General features: G+C 72.9%; 16 protein-coding genes. 13 read left to right on the plus strand and 3 right to left on the minus strand.

What is annotated here, in order from left to right:
- Positions 1 to 46 precede the first annotated feature (46 nt).
- Positions 47 to 457: a DUF2000 domain-containing protein gene (locus ACIBK1_RS04720; RefSeq protein ID WP_030507762.1), complete on the plus strand. Its 411-nt coding sequence runs from the start codon at positions 47 to 49 to the stop codon at positions 455 to 457.
- On the opposite strand, the gene ACIBK1_RS04725 is transcribed toward ACIBK1_RS04720, so the two are convergent.
- Complete coding sequence (locus tag ACIBK1_RS04725; protein WP_030507763.1) at positions 432 to 1094, minus strand: GNAT family N-acetyltransferase; 663 nt, start codon at positions 1092 to 1094, stop codon at positions 432 to 434. The genes ACIBK1_RS04720 and ACIBK1_RS04725 overlap by 26 nt on opposite strands.
- A gap of 143 nt (positions 1095 to 1237) precedes the next feature.
- Here ACIBK1_RS04725 and ACIBK1_RS04730 point away from each other — a divergent pair, with 143 nt between their 5' ends.
- From ACIBK1_RS04730 to ACIBK1_RS04765, 8 genes are all read left to right on the plus strand, one after another.
- Positions 1238 to 2098: a GNAT family N-acetyltransferase gene (locus tag ACIBK1_RS04730; RefSeq protein WP_396732325.1), complete on the plus strand. Its 861-nt coding sequence runs from the start codon at positions 1238 to 1240 to the stop codon at positions 2096 to 2098.
- Between the two features lie 269 nt (positions 2099 to 2367).
- A complete protein-coding gene (locus ACIBK1_RS04735; protein ID WP_396732328.1) occupies positions 2368 to 4038 on the plus strand; it encodes a class I adenylate-forming enzyme family protein in 1671 nt (556 codons plus the stop codon).
- A gap of 31 nt (positions 4039 to 4069) precedes the next feature.
- Entirely contained in the window at positions 4070 to 5638 is a 1569-nt protein-coding gene (locus ACIBK1_RS04740) for an NAD(P)-binding domain-containing protein (protein ID WP_030507766.1), read from the plus strand.
- A gap of 5 nt (positions 5639 to 5643) precedes the next feature.
- A complete protein-coding gene (locus ACIBK1_RS04745) occupies positions 5644 to 6687 on the plus strand; it encodes an alpha-hydroxy acid oxidase (protein WP_030507767.1) in 1044 nt (347 codons plus the stop codon).
- Positions 6681 to 8066, plus strand: coding sequence for a cytochrome P450 (locus tag ACIBK1_RS04750; RefSeq protein WP_396732331.1), 1386 nt, complete (start codon positions 6681 to 6683; stop codon positions 8064 to 8066). The genes ACIBK1_RS04745 and ACIBK1_RS04750 overlap by 7 nt, the downstream gene beginning before the upstream one ends.
- A 45-nt stretch (positions 8067 to 8111) precedes the next feature.
- Positions 8112 to 9482 (plus strand): cation:proton antiporter domain-containing protein, encoded by a 1371-nt coding sequence (locus tag ACIBK1_RS04755; protein ID WP_051761651.1) that lies wholly within the window; start codon positions 8112 to 8114, stop codon positions 9480 to 9482.
- Between the two features lie 102 nt (positions 9483 to 9584).
- Entirely contained in the window at positions 9585 to 10274 is a 690-nt protein-coding gene (locus ACIBK1_RS04760; protein ID WP_231513863.1) for a response regulator transcription factor, read from the plus strand.
- Entirely contained in the window at positions 10271 to 11590 is a 1320-nt protein-coding gene (locus ACIBK1_RS04765) for a sensor histidine kinase (RefSeq protein ID WP_051761652.1), read from the plus strand. Before ACIBK1_RS04760 ends, ACIBK1_RS04765 begins: the two co-directional genes overlap by 4 nt.
- A gap of 52 nt (positions 11591 to 11642) precedes the next feature.
- Here ACIBK1_RS04765 and ACIBK1_RS04770 read toward each other — a convergent pair whose 3' ends face one another.
- Positions 11643 to 12281, minus strand: coding sequence for a TetR/AcrR family transcriptional regulator (locus ACIBK1_RS04770; RefSeq protein WP_231513864.1), 639 nt, complete (start codon positions 12279 to 12281; stop codon positions 11643 to 11645).
- 84 nt (positions 12282 to 12365) lie between these two features.
- Between ACIBK1_RS04770 and ACIBK1_RS04775 the strand changes: the two genes are divergently transcribed.
- A complete protein-coding gene (locus tag ACIBK1_RS04775) occupies positions 12366 to 12824 on the plus strand; it encodes a nuclear transport factor 2 family protein (RefSeq protein WP_030507773.1) in 459 nt (152 codons plus the stop codon).
- 117 nt (positions 12825 to 12941) lie between these two features.
- Here ACIBK1_RS04775 and ACIBK1_RS04780 read toward each other — a convergent pair whose 3' ends face one another.
- A complete protein-coding gene (locus ACIBK1_RS04780) occupies positions 12942 to 14030 on the minus strand; it encodes a ThiF family adenylyltransferase (protein WP_396732337.1) in 1089 nt (362 codons plus the stop codon).
- 211 nt (positions 14031 to 14241) lie between these two features.
- On the opposite strand from ACIBK1_RS04780, the gene ACIBK1_RS04785 reads away from it, so the two are divergent.
- From ACIBK1_RS04785 to ACIBK1_RS04795, 3 genes are read left to right on the plus strand one after another with little or no spacing between them, the layout of a single operon-like run.
- Positions 14242 to 14745, plus strand: coding sequence for a hypothetical protein (locus ACIBK1_RS04785; protein ID WP_051761668.1), 504 nt, complete (start codon positions 14242 to 14244; stop codon positions 14743 to 14745).
- On the plus strand, positions 14745 to 16226 hold the full coding sequence (locus ACIBK1_RS04790) for a hypothetical protein (RefSeq protein ID WP_396732340.1): 1482 nt from the start codon (positions 14745 to 14747) through the stop codon (positions 16224 to 16226). The genes ACIBK1_RS04785 and ACIBK1_RS04790 overlap by 1 nt, the downstream gene beginning before the upstream one ends.
- Positions 16223 to 17707: a VWA domain-containing protein gene (locus ACIBK1_RS04795; RefSeq protein WP_396732343.1), complete on the plus strand. Its 1485-nt coding sequence runs from the start codon at positions 16223 to 16225 to the stop codon at positions 17705 to 17707. The genes ACIBK1_RS04790 and ACIBK1_RS04795 overlap by 4 nt, the downstream gene beginning before the upstream one ends.
- Positions 17708 to 17714: the final 7 nt, after the last annotated feature.

Below are 17714 nucleotides of genomic sequence, written 5' to 3' on the forward strand. Positions count from 1 at the left end.
ACGAGCGTACAAGACCGTCCGTACGCGCGGAGGCAGGCTGGGGCGCATGCGTTTCGATACCAAGATCGGCATTGTGGTCCGGGGGGACCTGGCCGTGTGGCAGAAGCTGAACGTGACGGCGTTCCTGGCGAGCGCGGTCGCGGGGGGAGCCCCCGAGGTGATCGGGGAGCGGTACGAGGACGGCTCGGGCACCTCCTATCTGCCGATGTTCCGCCAGCCCGTGCTCGTCTACGCCGCGGACCCCGCCGGGCTGGCCCGCGTGCGCGCCCGCGCCGTCGAACGGGGGCTCGCCGTGGCCGTCTACATCGAGGAGATGTTCAAGACCGGCAACGACGTGGACAACCGGGCCGCCGTACGGGCCGTCACGGCCGAGGAGATGCCGCTCGTCGGGCTGGCCGTCCACGGCCCCAGGAACGCCGTGGACAAGACGCTCAAGGGGCTCCCCCTGCATCCGTGATCCTTTCCGAGGCTCCGAACAGGGGGAGGCAGGGTTCGAGGCCGTGGATCTCGAACCCGTCGGGGCTGGTCCACTCGTCGCGCGACAGCCGCAGCCGCTGCTGCAGGGCGGCCTCGCCCCTGCGCTTCTCCACGGCGAGCCCGTCCTCGCGGTAGCCGAGCCGCCGGGAGACCGCCAGCGACTTCGTGTTGTCCACGAAGGCGGCCGACGTCGCATACCGCGCGCCGAGGCCGGTGAAGGCGAGGTGCAGGACGGCGGCGCGCATCTCGGTGCCGATGCCTCTGCCCTGGAAGCGCCGCCCGAGCCAGGAACCGGTGTCGACCTCCCGGGTGACGGCGAAGTCGACGGCCCGCATCTCCTGCACGCCGGCCACCTGGCCCTCCCACACGGTCACGAACGAGCACGCCCAGTTGCCGGGAGACCAGGTGCCCCACTGCCGGAAGTGGATCTGGACGGTCGAGCGGGCGCGCTCGTGCGGCGGGGCGTCCGTCCACGGCTCGCCGAACGGCATCTCGCCGGGGTCGTGCACGCCCTCGGCGGCCCGGTCCGCGAGGGCGTCCAGGTCGTCCAGGCCGGGCAGGCGCAGCTCCAGCCGGGGGGTCGTCAGTCGCAGGGACAAGAGCGGCCAATGTCGCATGACACCATCGTGACGAGATCGGTCGCCCGCCGGACAGTGGTTTTTCCTGGAGAAAATCGGTTTCCGCGTGATCGGTGGTGCGGCTAGCCTCGGATGCCGCCACGAGCGCCGGGGCCGCGACCGGCGCGGACAAGGAAGAACGCATGCCCGACCCGCTCACCACGCCGGCCGCCGAGCTTCCCGTACGCCGGCTCGGACCCGAGGACCTGAGCCGATGCCTCGCCCTGAGCGAGGACAGGGCCTGGGCCCGGGAGGAGCGCAAGTGGCTGTTCCTCCTGGAGAACGCCGAGGTCTACGCGATCGACGCCCCTTCGGGAGATCTCGCGGGCACGGTCACGCTCACCCGGTACGGCACGGCCGCGGCGGGCATCGGCATGATGCTCGTCGCCACCCGGTACGGCGGACGCGGGCTGGGCCGCCGGCTGATGACGCACGTGCTCGACGCGGCAGGTGACGCGACCGTCTTCCTCTGGGCCACCGAGTTCGGCAGGCCGCTGTACGAGAAGCTCGGATTCGAGGCGCTGGGCGTGACCGAGGCGCGCGTGGGGCGCCTGCGCGCCGGGCACGACCCCGTCCTGTCGAGACCGGCCGACCTCGACGCCGATCTCGGCGCCCTGCTGGCGCTGGACGGGGAGGTCTTCGGCGCCGACCGGGCCGATCTGCTGGCGCGGCTGTTCGCCTTCGCCGAGGAGGTCAGGGTCACCGAGGACGAGACGGGGCTGACCGGCTACGCCGTGTCGTGGCGCAGCGTCGACACGCTGTTCATCGGGCCGGTGGTCGCCGACGGCGAGGCGGCCGCCCGCGCGCTCGTCACCGACCTCGCGCGGAAGGCCGGAGGCCTGGTGCGGATCGAGGCCGAGCGCGCCCGGCCGGGCCTGCTGGACTGGCTCGGCGAGCGGGGCCTGTCACAGGCGTTCTCGACGTCCTTCATGGTCCACGGCGGCAGGCCGGTCCCCGGCGACCGGACCCGCATGTTCGCCCCGATGATGCTCGCGATGGGCTGAGCTGTGCCAATCCCGCCCCGCCAATCCCACCCTGTCGCTCCCGCCGGGCCCCTCCCGCCGGGCCCCTCCCACCGGGCCCCTCGCCACTGGGCCGCTCCCAGCCTGCCCTCCACCTTGCCGCTCCCACGACGGCTCGCGGGCGCGTGTTCTGATCCGGCTCTGATCTGCGCCGCCTACCGTCGCGACCGCCGGTGGCACACCGGCGCCCGCGCCGCGGCCGGTCGTGTCGTCGCCGCGGGCGGGTGCCTCGCGAGACGAAGGAGCCGGACATGCACGATCCCGTCACCCGCGCCACGCACCATGATCGCGCCGCGCCGCCCACTGAGCCGCCCACTGAGCCGCTGACCGCGCCGCCGGACTCCGGCTGGTCGCCCGAGCACGCCGCCGATTCCTTCCCCCACCTGCTGCTGGAGGCGCTGCGCGGCTCGCCCGGCACGCCCGCCTTCGAACAGGGCGACAGGATCGTCTCCCGGGGCGAGCTGCTGGAGCTCATCGGGCGCATGGCCGGCGCGATGCGCGATGCGGGACTCGGCCCCGGCAAGGGCGTCGCCGTCCGCACCGGGCTGTCGCCGGAAGGGTTCGCCGCGCAGATGGCCGCGCACGTGCTGGGCTGTCGCGTCGTGAGCGTGAAGCCCGGGTACACGGCCCGTCAGCTCGCCGACGTCCTCGGCGCGGGAGTCGACGCCGTGGTCGTCGACCGGTCGACGACGACGCCGGAACTGCTCCACGCCGCCCGGTCCGCCGGGCCTGCCGCCGCGCTGTCGCTGGGACCCGTCCCCGGGGCGGCCGACCTCCTGGCCCATCCCGGCGACGGCGGCTTCCCCGCCGTGACGGCACGCCCGGACGACGCGGCCCTGCTGACCTTCACCAGCGGCAGCACGGGCCGGCCGAAGGGCTGCGTGCTCACCTACCGGGCCCTGGCGGCGCACTGGTCCGCCCTTAGCGGCTGGTCGTCGGCAGCGCCCGGCTTCGGCGAGTCATTCCACCGCTACATGCTCTTCGGCACCCTGTCCAGCCTGGTGGTGCTGGAGTTCCTGGCGCCGTGCCTGCTCGGCGGCGGCACCGCGGTGATCCCCGACGAGGACGGCCGGCCACTGTTCCCGTACGCGATCGAGCGGCACCGGATCACCGGCGCGATCGTGACCGTGCCCCGGCTGTGCCAGATGCTCGACCTGCTCCGCGAGGAGCCGGTCGACCTCGGCAGCCTGCGCGCGCTGACGGTCTCCGGGTCGCCCCTCAGCCCGCATCGGCTGCTGGAGGCGCTGGACCGGCTGGGCCCCGTCGTCCACGTCGTGTACGGCGCGACCGAGGCCGGCGCCATCTCCATGCTCACGCCGGAGGAGGGCCACGACGCGCCCGGCTCGGTCGGCCGCCCGCACCCCGGCGTGGAGATCAGCGTGCGCGACGAGGAGGGCCGCCCGGTCGCCACGGGACGCACCGGGGAGATCCACGTGCGCGGCCCCTACCTGATGGCGGGCTACTGGAATCAGCCGGAGGAGACCCGCGACGTGCTGCGGGACGGCTGGCTGCGCACCCGCGATCTCGGGCACCTCGACGAGACCGGCCTGCTGCACCTGGCCGGCCGGACCAGGGACGTGATCATGGTGAACGCGATCGTCGTCTACGCCGGTCCCATCGAGCGGGCGCTGGCCGGCCATCCCGACGTGGCCGAGGCGTACGTGGCCGGCGCGCCGGACGAGCGGACCGGGGAGGCCGTCCACGCGTTCGTCGTCCCCGCTCCGGGCCGCACCCCGGACCACGCCGCCCTGGCGGAGCTGGTGCGGACCGAGCTCGGCGCGGACAGCGTCCCCCGGACGATCACCACGGTGTCCTCCGTACCGGCTGCGCCGAGCGGCAAACCGGACAAGCGTGCCCTGGTGGAACGGCATCTGTCGTCGCGCTCTGATCCATCTCTGAGAATCGCCCGCCAACACTGGTGAAACTTCAACCACCCCAGTGAGGGAGGCGTCAGTGCCGGACAACATCCTGGACTACCTGGTGGTCGGCGCCGGACCGGCGGGCCTGCAGATGGGCCACTTCCTGCACCGGGCGGGGCGCGGCTACCGGATCCTCGAGGCGGCGCCCGAGCCCGGCGCGTTCTTCCGGACCTTCCCCCGCCATCGGAAGCTCATCTCCATCAACAAGAAGTACACCGGATGGGACGATCCGGAGCTCAACCTCCGGATGGACTGGAACTCGCTGCTGTCGGACGACCCCCGTCTCCTGTTCACCCGCTACAGCGACCGTTACTTCCCCGCCGCCGAGGACTTCGTCCGCTACCTGGAGGACTTCGTCGCCTTCCAGGGCCTGCACGTAACGTACGACGCACGGGTCGCCGAGGTCACGCGCCCGGACGCCGAAGGCCCGTTCGTCGTGACCGACGAGTCCGGCCGGACCTACCGGGCATGGCGGGTGATCGTCGCGACGGGGGTCTCCCGGCCCAACATCCCGCGCATCCCCGGCATCGAGACCGCCGAGCAGTACGGCACCCACTCGATCGACCCCGCGGACTACACGAACATGCGGGTGCTCGTCATCGGCAAGGCCAACTCGGCCTTCGAGACCGCCGACAACCTTCTGGAGACGGCCGCGGTCGTCCACGTGGCCGGGCCGCACTCGGTGCGCCTGGCCTGGCGGACCCACTTCGTCGGGCACCTGCGCGCGGTCAACGCCGGCTTCCTCGACACCTACCAGCTCAAGTTGCAGAACGCCGTGCTGGACGGCGACATCAGGCACATCGAGCGCCGGGCCGACGGCTCCTACCTGGTGACGGTGGCCTTCGTTCGTGCCGACGAGGTCACCAAGGACATTCCGTACGACCGGGTGATCGTCTGCACCGGATTCCGGTTCGACGCGTCCATCTTCTCGCCCGAGTGCCGTCCCGAGCTGACGATCGGGGACCGGTTCCCCGCGCTGACCCCGGCCTACGAGTCGGTCAACGTGCCCGGTCTCCACTTCGCCGGGACGATCACCCAGTCGCTCGACTTCAAGCGCGGCACCAACGGGTTCATCCACGGATTCCGCTACGGCGCGCGCGCCCTGCACCGCATGCTGGAGCACCGGCATCACGGCGTCCCCTGGCCGGGCCGCGACCTCCCCGCCGATCCCGACGCGCTCGCGGCGGCCGTGCTCGAACGGGTCAACCGCAGCTCGGCGCTGTGGCAGCAGTTCGGGGTGCTCGCCGACATGATCGTCCCGGACGGGCTCGGCGGCATGCGCTACCTGGAGGAGCTGCCGCTCGACCTGCAGGGCCCGCCGGTCGGCGACGCGGGCCACTTCGCGATCACCCTGGAGTACGGCCCGCACCACGACCAGATCGACCCGTTCGACATCTCGGTGGGGCGGATCAGGCAGAGCGACGCGGAGCGTGCGGACGAGGGCCACTACCTCCACCCGGTCGTACGCCGCTATCGAGGCGGTGTGGTGGAGGCCGTCCACCACGTCACCGAGAACCTGGAGAACGACTGGACCTCGGAGAAGGTGCACCTGCGCCCGCTCCGGGACTTCTTCCAGCGCCAGAGCCTCCCGGTCACGGTGTGACGGCCGTGCTGCCGGCGATCCGGGACTTCGAGGCGGCGGCCCGCGCCCGGCTGGACCCCGCCCACTACGACTACTTCGCCTGCGGGGCAGGCGACGAGGTCACGGTGAAGGCCAACGAGGCGGCGTTCGCCCGGCTCGCACTGCTGCCGCGGGTCCTGCGCGGCGCGGGGAGCCCGCGGATCGGGGTCACCCTGCTGGGCAGCCGCGCGGCGATGCCGGTGCTGGTGGCGCCGACCGCGTTCCACCGGCTCGCCGACCCGGAGGGGGAGAAGGCCACGGCCCGCGCGGCGGCCGCCGCGGAGACCGTCATGATCGTGAGCATGGCCGCGACCGTCGCCGTCGAGGACGTCGCGGCCGCGGCGCCGGGCGCCACCCTGTGGTTCCAGCTCTACGTGCAGCCCGACATGGCCTTCACCGAGGCGATCGTCAGGCGCGCCGAGGCGGCCGGGTGCGCGGCGCTGGTCGTCACCGTGGACTCGCCCGCCCGGGGACGCCGGGACCAGGACGTGCGCAACGGCTTCGACGACCTGCCCGAGGGCATGCGCTGCGAGAACCTGCGCGACGACGACCGCGGGACGGTGCGGCCGATCGTCACGTCACCGGTGATCTCCTGGGAGCACGTCGATCTGCTGAGACGGATGACCCGGCTGCCGATCGTGCTCAAGGGCGTCACGCATCCCGCCGACGCGCGCCTCGCCCTCGACCACGGCGTGTCGGCGCTGTACGTCTCCAACCACGGCGGACGCCAGCTCGACGGCGTTCCGGCCACCGTCGATCTGCTCCCGGAGATCGTGGCCGCCGTCGGCGGAGCCGTACCGGTGCTGATGGACGGTGGGATCCGGCGCGGCACCGACGTGGTCAAGGCGATGGCGCTGGGCGCGTCCGCCGTCGCTGTCGGCCGGCCGGTGATCTGGGGCCTGGCGGCGGGCGGCGAGTGCGGCGTGGCCCGCGTGCTCGGGCTGCTGCGGGACGAGGTCGAGCACGCGCTCACCCTGTGCGGCCTCGCCTCGACGCACGACCTGGAGCCGGGGCTGGTGCGGCGATGCTGACGGCGGTGTGGGTGGCGCTGTGGGTGGCCGTGGCCGTCGTCGTGATCAGCCTGCCCCGGTGGCTCCCCGCCCGCGTCGTCGCGCTGCGCGGGTGGGTGTTCACCAGGATCAACGGCGAGGAGAGCATCGCGGTCCCCGGCGACCTGGTCGGCGTGGACCGGTTCAGGGAGGTCTACTCCCATCCGGCGGCCTCCGGCCGGAGTGAGGGCGCCGTCCTGTCCGACCTGTTCTGGTACTGGCTGTCGCCGGGGCCCGAGATGCACCAGGAGCACCTGGAGGCGGGGGAGCGGTACGACGCCGTCGCCCTGGCCACGCGCCGCATCCTGTCCCTGCCGCGGGCGCGGGTGGAGGAGCTCACCCGCGGGTGCGTCGGCCGGGCGCTGGAGGGCAGGCACGGGGTCAGGCACGGAGTGGTCCGGCTGCGCGACCTGATCATGCCGGCCTGGGCCGAGTTCTCCTACGAGCTTGTCTTCGGCGGGCCGTGCCCGCCGCACGCCCGCGACCTCATCGTCGGCAACGCGGACGACGTCGTGACCGCGCTCAAGTGCTGCGGCCTGCGGCACATGGACCGGCGCGACCGGCTGACCGCCTATCTCGTCGAGTCGCTGCCCCGCGTGCGGCACGAGCTCCCGGCGGGCCTGACGGCCCGGGAGCGGGCGCTGTATCTCCAGGGCGCCTTCTTCAACACGGCGGTGGTGCAGATGTCGGAGGCCACGGCCCACGTGCTGATGGCGCTCGCCCGGCACCCGGATGTGCAGGCCAGGGCCCGTGCCGGAGACGACCGCTACCTCGACCAGGTGATCGCGGAGACGCTGCGGCTCTACCCGCTCTTCGGCATCGCCCACCGCGTCACCACGGACGACATCCGCGTCGGCGAGGGCGTCGTCATTCCGGCCGGCTCGGTGCTGTGCTTCGACTACCCCGCCTTCCACCGCGCGGGCTTTCCCGAACCCGAGCGTTTCGATCCCCGGCGCTTCGCCCCGGGGCACGCCCCGGCCAGGGAGCTCAACCACATCCCGTTCGGCATGCCGGCGAACCGTCCCTGCCCGGCGTGGCGGCTCGCGCCGCTCGCCCTGCGGGTCGCGGTGCGGGAGGTCCTGCGGGCGTACGAGCTCGACTCCACCGCCGCGCACACCCGGTCGCTGCCCAACCGGGGACCGTGCCTGCTCACCCCGCATGACCCGGGAGGTCCGGCGGGCGCGCGGCACGGGCCGGGACGACGCCTGACGCTGCTGTCCATGCGGCTCAAGGACGGCTGGGAGGACGTCTGGCGCAGCCTGGTTCAGCTCGTCCTCGGCACGTACATGGTGTGGGACGCGCGCCGGCTGCGGCTGTGCGAGCGGCACTTCTCCGGCGACGCCCGCCCCCAGGGCACGTAGACGACCCGCCGATCTCAGGACCGACCACGAGCGGAGGCACATGTCATGCCCCTTCCGGCCCTTCTCCCCGCTTCTGTCCCTGCCCTTGTCCACGCCGAGGCCCAGGCGGCCGACGCCAACCTGGAGCTGGCCCTCAGGGTGCTGCCGGCCCTGGCCGTCATCCTGCTGGCCGCGGCGCTGTGCGGCCGGCTGGCCACCCTGGTGATGCAGCCGCGCGTCGTCGGCGAGATGGTCGCCGGCGTCCTGCTCGGGCCGACGCTGCTCGGCGCGTTGTTCCCCGACGCCCAGGCGGCCCTGTTCCCCGCCGAGGTCAGGCCGGTCCTGTACGTGCTCAGCACCCTCGGCCTGACGTTGTACATGTTCCTGGTCGGGGCGGGGATGGACCACGACGCGCGTGCCCCGGGCGAGCTGCGCAAGGCGAGCGTGCTCGCGGCGTCGGGGATCCTCTCTCCGCTGGTCCTCGGCGGCGCCGCCGGTCTCGTCCTGTGGGACAGCCTCTCCCGCCCGGACGTCGGCCGGGTGGAGTTCGCCCTGTTCCTCGGGGGAGCGCTGTCGCTGACCGCGTTCCCCATGCTCGCCAGAATCCTGTACGAACGCGGGCTGCAGAACTCCCGCATCGGCAGGATCGCCCTGCTGGCCGCCTCGATCGACGACGCCGTGGCGTGGTGCCTGCTCGCGGCGCTGTCGGCGGTGCACCTGGGCGGCGGCACCGGTGACACGCTGCGCACCATCGCCCTGGCGGCGGTGTTCGCGGTGGTGATGCTCGGGGTGGTGGCTCCGCTGCTGCGCCCCCTGGGCCGTCGGGTCGCGCGCACCGGCAACCTCGGCGCCGGCGCCGTGTACGTGATCGTGCTGGTGCCGCTCACGGCCGGATGGATCACCGACGCGATCGGCGTCTACTCGGTCTTCGGCGGCTTCGTCGCCGGGCTGGCCATGCCGCGCGAGCCGGCGTTCCGCGCCGCTCTGCACGGCCGGATGATGGATGTCGTGTCGACCCTGCTGCTGCCGGTCTTCTTCGCGTTCTCGGGGCTGAACACCCATCTCGGCGGAATCGCCGGAGGCTCCGCGCTCCTGATGTTCGCGCTGATCCTGGCCCTGGCCTTCTCCGGGAAGTATTTCGGCTGTTCGCTCGCGACGCGGGCGCTGGGATTCGGCTGGCGCGAATCCTGGGCGATGGGCGCGATGATGAACGCCCGCGGATTGATGATCCTCATCTTCATCAACATCGGCCTGGCGCAGGGCATGATCACGCAGGAGCTCTTCGCGATGCTGGTCCTCGTGGCGGTGCTCACCACGGCGGGAGCGCTGCCGCTGTACAAACTCGCGCTGCCGGAGCGCCTCGAACGGGCCGACGCGAGGAAAACGGGGAGCGCTGCGCCTGTCGGTGCGGCGGCGGGCGAAACCGGTTTCATCTAATTTCATGTGTGAACTCGGACATTCGCAGAATATGGGGGGATGTTTCCGGGGACGGCATTCCGAACTCTGGAAATTTCCCCATCGCGGTGCCACGGTTGTCCGGTGGCACGGATATCGGGGACATCCGAACCGCGCTCCTTGCGCCTGCTGCTCGTGGAGGACGACCGCGAGCTGGGAGACATGCTGGTCGAGGTGTTCAACGACCAGGGCTACACGGTCGACCTGGCGCTGGAGGGCCAGCGGGGGCTGCATCTGGCGCTGAGCCGCGGCTACGACGCGATGATCATCGACCGCGGGCTGCCCGTGGTCGACGGGCTCGATCTGCTGCGGCGGCTGCGCCGGCAGGCGGTCACCGCGCCGGTGCTGATACTCACCGCCTTCGGCGCCCTCGCCGACCGGGTCACCGGACTCGACGCGGGCGCCGAGGACTACCTGGTCAAACCGTTCGAGATCGACGAACTGCTGGCCAGGGTGCGCGCCCTGCACCGCAGGAACCTGGACCAGGCCGCGCTGCTGCCGCTCGGCGCCGGCTGGCTCGACTCCGCGTCCTGCACCGTACGGCTGCCGTCCGGCGAGCAGGTGACGCTGTCCGGCCAGGAGTGCCGCCTTCTCCACGCGCTGGCGGCCCGTCCCCGGCAGGTGCACACGCGCACCTCGCTGCGGCAGCGGATCTTCGACGGCGCCAGGACCGAGTCGATCGTGGACACCTACGTCTACTACCTGCGCAACAAGCTGGGGCCCGGCGTCGTCCGGACGGTGCGAGGCGTGGGGTACCGCCTGGGTGAGCTGTGACGACGAGACGGCCCTTCGACCCGGAGCGGCGCCTGCTGATCCGGACCCGCCGCCGGATCACCGCGCAGGTGGCGGCCGTGTTCTCGCTGGCGATCGCCCTCCTGGGCACGCTGGTCTACTGCCTCGTGGTCGACGCGCAGGATGCCACCGCCCGGCGCGATCTGGCCGTGGCCGCGGTGTCCGCCCCGATGGACCACCCGCCGCCCTGCGTATGGCTGTTCGAGCTCCGGGCCAACACCGTGCGGGGCACCCCGGGGGCGCCGGAGAACCTGCCGGTGCGCGAGGCGCTCGACCGGGTCGCCGCCGACGGCCGCACCCGGGTCGAGGTCGCGGAGATCGGCGGCGGCACCTACCTGGTCCGTACGCAGCGGCGCGGCGAGGTGCTCACGCAGGCGGTGATGGACCTGTACTTCCCCGTCACCGAGCGGCAGCGGCTGTTGCGCACGCTCTGCGCGGCCGAGGTGGCGGCCCTGCTGGCGGCGTTGCTGATCGGCCAGGTCCTCGCCCGCCGGGCGATCGCACCGCTGGGCGAGGCCCTCGACCGGCAGCGCCGGTTCACCGCCGACGTCAGTCACGAACTGCGCAGCCCGCTGACCCGGCTGCACGTCCGCGCGCAGCTCGCCGCCCGGCGGCTGCGGCGGGAGCGTGATCCTCTCGTCGTCGTGGGCGACGTCGACCGGCTGGTCACCGGCATCGGGCAACTGGGCGAGGTGATCGAGGACCTGCTGCTGTCGACCCAGCTCAGGCAGCACCGCCGGCCGTTCGGCCCCACGGACCTGGGTGTGCTGGCGGAGGAGGCGGCCGACGCCGAGACGGCCCGCGCCGGGCAGCGCGGGGTGACGATCGACGTGCGGCGGGGTCCGGGTGATCACGTCGTGTGCGGAGCGCCGTCCGCGCTGCGCCGGGTGATCTCGGCGCTCCTCGACAACGCGCTGCGCCACACCTCGGCGGGCGGCCACATCTGGGTGACCGTGTCTTCGGGTGCCGAGACCGTTCAGCTCGGTGTCCGGGACGACGGTGTGGGGCTGGACCCGCGTGACGCCGAGCGCCTGTTCGCCAGACACGTCGGCGCGCCGCACACCGGAGGTCTCGGCATCGGTCTCGCTCTCGTGAGCGAGGTGATGGACGCGCACGGCGGCACGATCGAGGTGGACGGGCGACCGGGTGCCGGGGCCACCTTCACCATCCGTCTTCCACAGGCGGCGGCGAACCCCGCTCCGCGTCTGTCCCGGGTCCTCCTGTCGCAGCAGGCGCGGAGCGAGACGGACAGAACGCCCGAGGCGACCGCCTCCGGCCGCGGCGACGCCTCCCTGTAGCCCTCCCTGCAGCTCTCCGGGGCGCTTGCCGGTGCTGAACGGTGCTTGGTGCCTACGGGCGTGACTGCGGCGGGACGAGGGCGTGGTCGGGCGCGGTCGCGGCGTCGAGCAGCGCGCCCGCGGCGGATCGGGCCCGCTCGGCGGGGCCGGTGGCCGTGCCCATCGCGGCGGCGACGATGGCCCCCTCCACCAGCAGCAGGAGCTGGTCGGCGAGCACGTCCGGGTCGGCGGCGCCCGCCTCCGTCACGAGCGTGCCAAGCCGTTCCCGCAGTCTGCGCTTGTGCGCCCGCGCCGCCGCGGCGACGGGCGGTGACGTCGGGCCGAGCTCGCCGAAGGCGTTGATGAACGAGCAGCCGCGGAAGTCCGCCGTTTCGAACCACTCGGCGAGGAAGCCGAAGACGGCCGCCACCCGCTCGCGGGGTGTGGCGACGCGGCCGACGTGCTCGGCCAGGGCCTGGTTCCACCGCCGGTCGCGATGCTCCAGGTAGGCCTCCACCAGCACGTCCTTCGAGGGATAGCACTGGTAGAGCCGCTTGAGCGAGACCCCGGCCGCGTCGCGGATCTGGTCCATGCCCACGGCCTGGACGCCCCGGGCGTAGAACAGCCGCTCGGCGGCGTCGAGGATGCGGCGGCGCGCCTCGTCGCCGTCGATCCGCCCGCGCCGCGCGGTGTCCGCGCCTTGTGTGTCCACCGGCCCCTCCTCGCGTACGAAAACGCTCGTTCTCTACGATACGTATGGAGAACGAGCGTTCTCTCGCTCGGAGAGGAGAGCACGATGAGCACACGTCCCCCGCTTCCGCCGTTCACCGAGGAGACCGCCAGGCAGAAGGTGCAGGCCGCCGAGGACGCCTGGAACAGCAGAGATCCGGAACGCGTCGCGCTCGCGTACACGGAGGACTCGGTGTGGCGCAACCGGTCGGAGTTCGTGACCGGACGTGCGGAGATCGTCGCCTTCCTGCGCCGCAAGTGGGAGCGCGAGCGCGACTACGCCCTGCGCAAGGACCTGTGGACCTTCGGCGGCGACCGCATCGCCGTACGGTTCCAGTACGAGTGGCGCGACGCCGAGGGCCGGTGGTGGCGCAGCTACGGCAACGAGTTGTGGGAGTTCACCGCCGACGGCCTGATGAGCCGCAGGGAGGCGAGCATCAACGACGTGCCGATCGAGGAGGGCGAGCGGCGCATCCGCGGCCCGCGCCCGGAGTCGGAGCGCGGGGCCGGCCTCCCGCTCGCCTGACCGGCACGGCTCGCCTGATCGGCCTCGCCTGACGCACGGCTCGCCTCACGGGCGAGGGCGCCTGACCGGGGGAGCCTGGCGGGGCCGGCTGACCCGCACGGCTCGCCCGGCGCCGTGTCACCCGGCCATGCTGCCGAGGGGTCCGGCGCGGAGCACGTCCGGCGCGCAGGCCGGGCAGTCCGGCGCCGCCGGATGGCGCGTGTAGACGTGCTGGTCCGGCGCGACGAGGTTGACGCCGGTGACGTAGCTGCCCGAGGTCGCGGGAATCCCCGTCAGGAACGCGATGACCGCCTGGGCGGTCAGGTGGCCGGAGACTCCGGCGGAGGGCGCGATGACGTCCGGCCCGCCGAGGTCGAGGGGGATCCCCGGCGCGAGCGGGGCGTCGACGCTCGCGGTCAGGCACTCGTAGCACGGGCCCCCGGGAGTGAACGCCGCCACGCTCACCAGCGGGCCGTTGTAACCGCCGAGCGCCCATGGGATCTTCTCCGACAGGCAGGCCCGGTTGACCCAGATGCGGATGCCGCCCCGGCCCGCCGGTTCGTCGGCGCACATCGCCACCGCGTCGAACCCGCGTACGAGGTCGAGCATGTCCTCCTCGCACTCCACCGCGCGGGCCTCCCCGGTCACGCGGACGGAGGAGTTGACCTCGGCCAGCCGGGCGACCGCCACGTCCACCTTGGGGCTGCCGATGTCGGCCTCCCGATAGAGGGCCTGCCGCGTCAGATTGGACAGCTCGACCAGATCGCGGTCCACGCAGTGAATCGCGCCGACGCCGCACGCGGCGAGCGCCCAGGCCGTGTGGCTGCCGGTCCCGCCCAGCCCGAGGACGAGCACGCGCGAGCGTTTGAGGCGGACCTGGGCCTCCCAGCCGTGCTCGCGCGGCGCGAGGCCGCTGCCGCGGAAGAACGCCGCGTTGCGCGAATAGCGTTCCAGCTCCCGCGGGGTGAGCTCCTCGGGCTGCGGGCCGGCGGCGTCCTCTAGATATCCGGAGGTGAGCAGGCGATCGACGACGCCGGTCGCCTCGGCCTCGGTGAGCCGGGGAAACGCCCGGCGCAGGCGGGCGGCGATCTCCTCCGGAGTCCTGGTGCCGTCCATCGCGTTCAGGGCCGCCCAGGCGTGGCCGTGAGGGTCGCTGATCTCCTGGGCGGTCCCGCCTATCCGGATCCGGTCGTTGCCGTACCGGTGGGGGCGGTGCTGGGTTTTCACACGGGGCAACCGCAAGGCGACCTCTCGGCATCGCGAGCCGGACAGTAATCGACAGGTGGATCTTTCTGGAAGTGTCCACCCATGTCAAGACGAATGCCCAAGCGGCATCGTCCCTGCGTACGGCGGCGGTGAGCGACGTGTCCGCGGGCCGGCCGCTCCGGGCGGATGGCTCCGGGCTGTTTTGTCGTACGGCTCGGCTACGTTCCGGATCATGACAGACCGTTCCCCCAACGGCGCGGCCGTGTGGACACGACACAGCAGGCTGCGGGTGGTGCCGCCGGTCCAGCCGCGCAAGCTGGCGAAGGTCCCCTTCGTGGAGCTGGCGGACGGCCGGCTGCAGGGCGTGGTGTCGAGCGGCTCGGACATCGGCCGGGTCTACGTCTCCTCCATCGCCGCCGGCACCCACAACTACAACTGCAGCACCAACAACAACCGCCCCTGCGGCGGCCTGTACGGCTCGCCGTGCAAACACCTGCGGGCCCTGGTCGCCGAGGCCGTCGTCCAGTACGGCGTCGACCGGGTGTCCCGTTACCTGCGGGTCGAGGTCCCCGAGGGCGCGGATCTGGCCGGCTGCCTGGGCGGCGTCCACGAGCCCGCCCCCGCCGCGGTCGTGTTCAGCCGGTTCCTGCGCCACCTGGCCTACCTTGAGGTGCCCGACACGACCCTGCCGATCCCGGAGCTGCACTGGTTCCCGGCCACGGGGACGGTGGGCTGATGCTCGCCGTACAGCTGACCGCCCTGCTCGGCGGCGACTCGGGAAGCACCGGTCAGGGGGCAGAGGAGGCGCTCGCGCTGCTCGACGGCTTCGACGACGCCCTGGTGCACGGCCTGGCCCGGCTCGCCGACGATCGCGCCGACGCGGTGGCCGCGCTGGCCGCGGCGTTCGCCGCCACGCCTCTCGGCGACCGGCTGGCGGAGGCCGCCGGCGCGGTCGTGTCCGGTTCGATCACGCAGGAGCATCTGACGGCCCTGGCGGGCGGCCGGGTCGCCTTGTCCGGCGCCGTGCACGACGCCCTGCTCGACAGCCTGGACACGGCCCTCGGCCGGGAGCGGGCGGAGTGGCCGCCGGCGCCCGGCGACCCGGAGACGGCGGGCGGCTCCGCCGCTCATCAGTCAGCCGCCCAGTCAGCCGCCCAACCGGCCGCAGGCGAGACTCAGCCGGTCGGGAACGTGCTCGGCGGCGTCCGCTCCTGGCTGCGCGAGCTGGCCATCACCGGCTGGCGCGGCGTCGACCACGACCTCGTGTCCGCGGCGGACCAGGTCATCGAGGCCCTGCTCGCCGCGCCGGATCTGCGCAGGCTCGCGGTGCTGCTCGACGGCTTCGCCGCCGAACTGCGCGCCTCCTGCCCGATCGGCTCCGCGGAGCACCTGCCGGTGCGTCGCTGGGCCGACCTGTGGACCCGCGCCCTGCTGCTGGCGCAGGACGGCGTGCTGACCGGCGAGCCCCGGCCCGCCGCCACGGTGTCGGGACGGCTGCTGGTGCTCGGCGTCGACGTGCACGAGCACGGCACCGCCGTCCAGTTCCAGGTGCACGCCGTCCTGGAACCCGCGGACGGCGGCACACCCCTGCTGGTGCGCACCTCGGTCACGGCCGCCAAGGTCGACACCATCGTCGGGACGGCGCTGTGGAAGCTGCCGCAGCGCCACAAGGTGCTGCTGGCCGCGCTGGCCGACCGCCGCTGCATCGAGATCGCGGACATGCCCCTGCTCGACAGCGGCGACCTCGTGTGGCATGACGACCGCGCGTTCGTGAGCAAGCCCGCGGACCCGTTGGCGACCGCCCGGCTGTGCCTGCCCGGCGCGCTCGCCCCGGCGGTGCCGCCCCTCGACCGCGCTCCGGTGCGGATCGCCGAACCCGTGCTCGTGGAGGGCTACAAGGTCACCAAGGACGGCTCCTTCGACCTGGGGGGAGCCATGCTCGCCGTGGACGCGGAACGGCTGCCCGGCTGCGGTCCGCTCACGCCCAAGCTGGTGGCGGCATCGACGGCGTGCGTGGGACTCGTCCGGTGGGACGGCGGCCGATGGACGCTGCAGCCGCTCGCCGTGCAGGCGACGGTCAAGCGCGAGGCGGTGGTGGTCGCCATCGGCGACTGGGCGCTCGGCCCCACCGACCCCAAGGCGGCCAAGGCCGAGGCCAGGGCCGCCGACGCGGAGGCCGTGCTGCGGGAACGAGCCGGACGGTTGCTGCGACGATGAGCGACGACATCTCCGCGAACGCCGACCGCAACCGGCGTCAGGTGCTCTACTGGCGGCTGCTCGCCCGGCTGTTCGACCACGAGGAGCAGCCCGCGCTGGAGACCGCGAGCGTCGCGGTCGCCGGCGACCTGGCCCTGCCCGCCGGGCTGCTCGACCCGGCCGTTTCCGTCGACTCGCTGGTGCAGCGCTTCCCGGAACTGGCCGCCGAGTTCGAGACCCTGCTCACGTCGGGCGAGCACGTGCCGGGCGGCGAGGTGCGCCGGGCGGCACTGGTCTCGAAGCTGCTGCTCAACGTCTTCGCCACCGGCGCGGGTGACGTCAGCGCCACCCAGCTCGCGACCTGGCAGCAGGACGCCGCCTGGCTCAAGCGGGCCCTGTGCGCGGGGCCGGCGCCCGGACCGGGAATGGGCGCGGGAATGGGCACGGGTGCCGGAGAGCCCGGCGGCGCGTCCGGCGCGGCGTCCGGCGCGGCGTCCGGCGCGGCGGCCGGAACGGGGCCGGATGCCGGGTCTGATGCCGGGCCGGCGGCCGGGTTCGGGCAGAGCCCCGGCGGCGGGACCGGCCGTGGGATCGACGCCGGACTCGGCGGCGACCTGGCCAAGGTGCTGGCCGACATCGAGGCCGGGCTGGTCAGCCGCATGCGGCTGCGTGAGGTCCTTGCCGACCCGGCCCTGGCGCGGCAGCTCACGCCCAGCATGTCGCTGGTCGAGCAGTTGCTGCGCGACAAGGCCAACCTGTCGGGGGTGGCGCTGGCCAACGCCAAGGCGCTGATCCGCCGGTATGTCGACGAGGTCGCCGAGGTGCTGCGCACACAGGTCGAGAAGGCCGGCGTGGGCACGATCGACCGGTCGGTGCCGCCCAAACGGGTGTTCCGCAACCTGGACGTCGAACGGACGATCTGGAAGAACCTCACCAACTGGAACCCGGAGGACCAGCGGCTCTACGTCGACCGGCTCTACTACCGGCACACCGCCCGCCGGACCACCCCGGCCCGGTTGATCGTCGTGGTGGACCAGTCGGGGTCGATGGTGGACTCCATGGTCAACTGCACGATCCTCGCGTCGATCTTCGCCGGACTGCCCAAGGTGGACGTCCACCTGATCGCGTACGACACGAGGGCGCTCGATCTCACGCCGTGGGTGCACGACCCGTTCGAGGTGCTGCTGCGCACGAACCTGGGCGGCGGCAACGACGGCCCCGTCGCGATGGCCATGGCCCAGCCGAAGATCGCCGACCCGCGCAACACGGTGATGGTGTGGATCTCGGACTTCTACGAGTTCGACCGGTCGCAGCCGCTCTTCGACGCCATCCAGTCGGTGCACCGCTCCGGGGTCAAGTTCATCCCGGTCGGCTCGGTGAACAGCTCGGGTCACCAGAGCGTGAACCCGTGGTTCCGGCAGAAGCTCAAGGACCTGGGCACTCCGGTGATCTCGGGCCACATCCGCAAGCTCGTGTTCGAACTCAAGAACTTCCTCGCCTAGGAGACCC

This window comes from Microbispora rosea, from assembly GCF_044460045.1.
In the GTDB taxonomy this organism is placed as follows: Bacteria; Actinomycetota; Actinomycetes; order Streptosporangiales; family Streptosporangiaceae; genus Microbispora; species Microbispora rosea.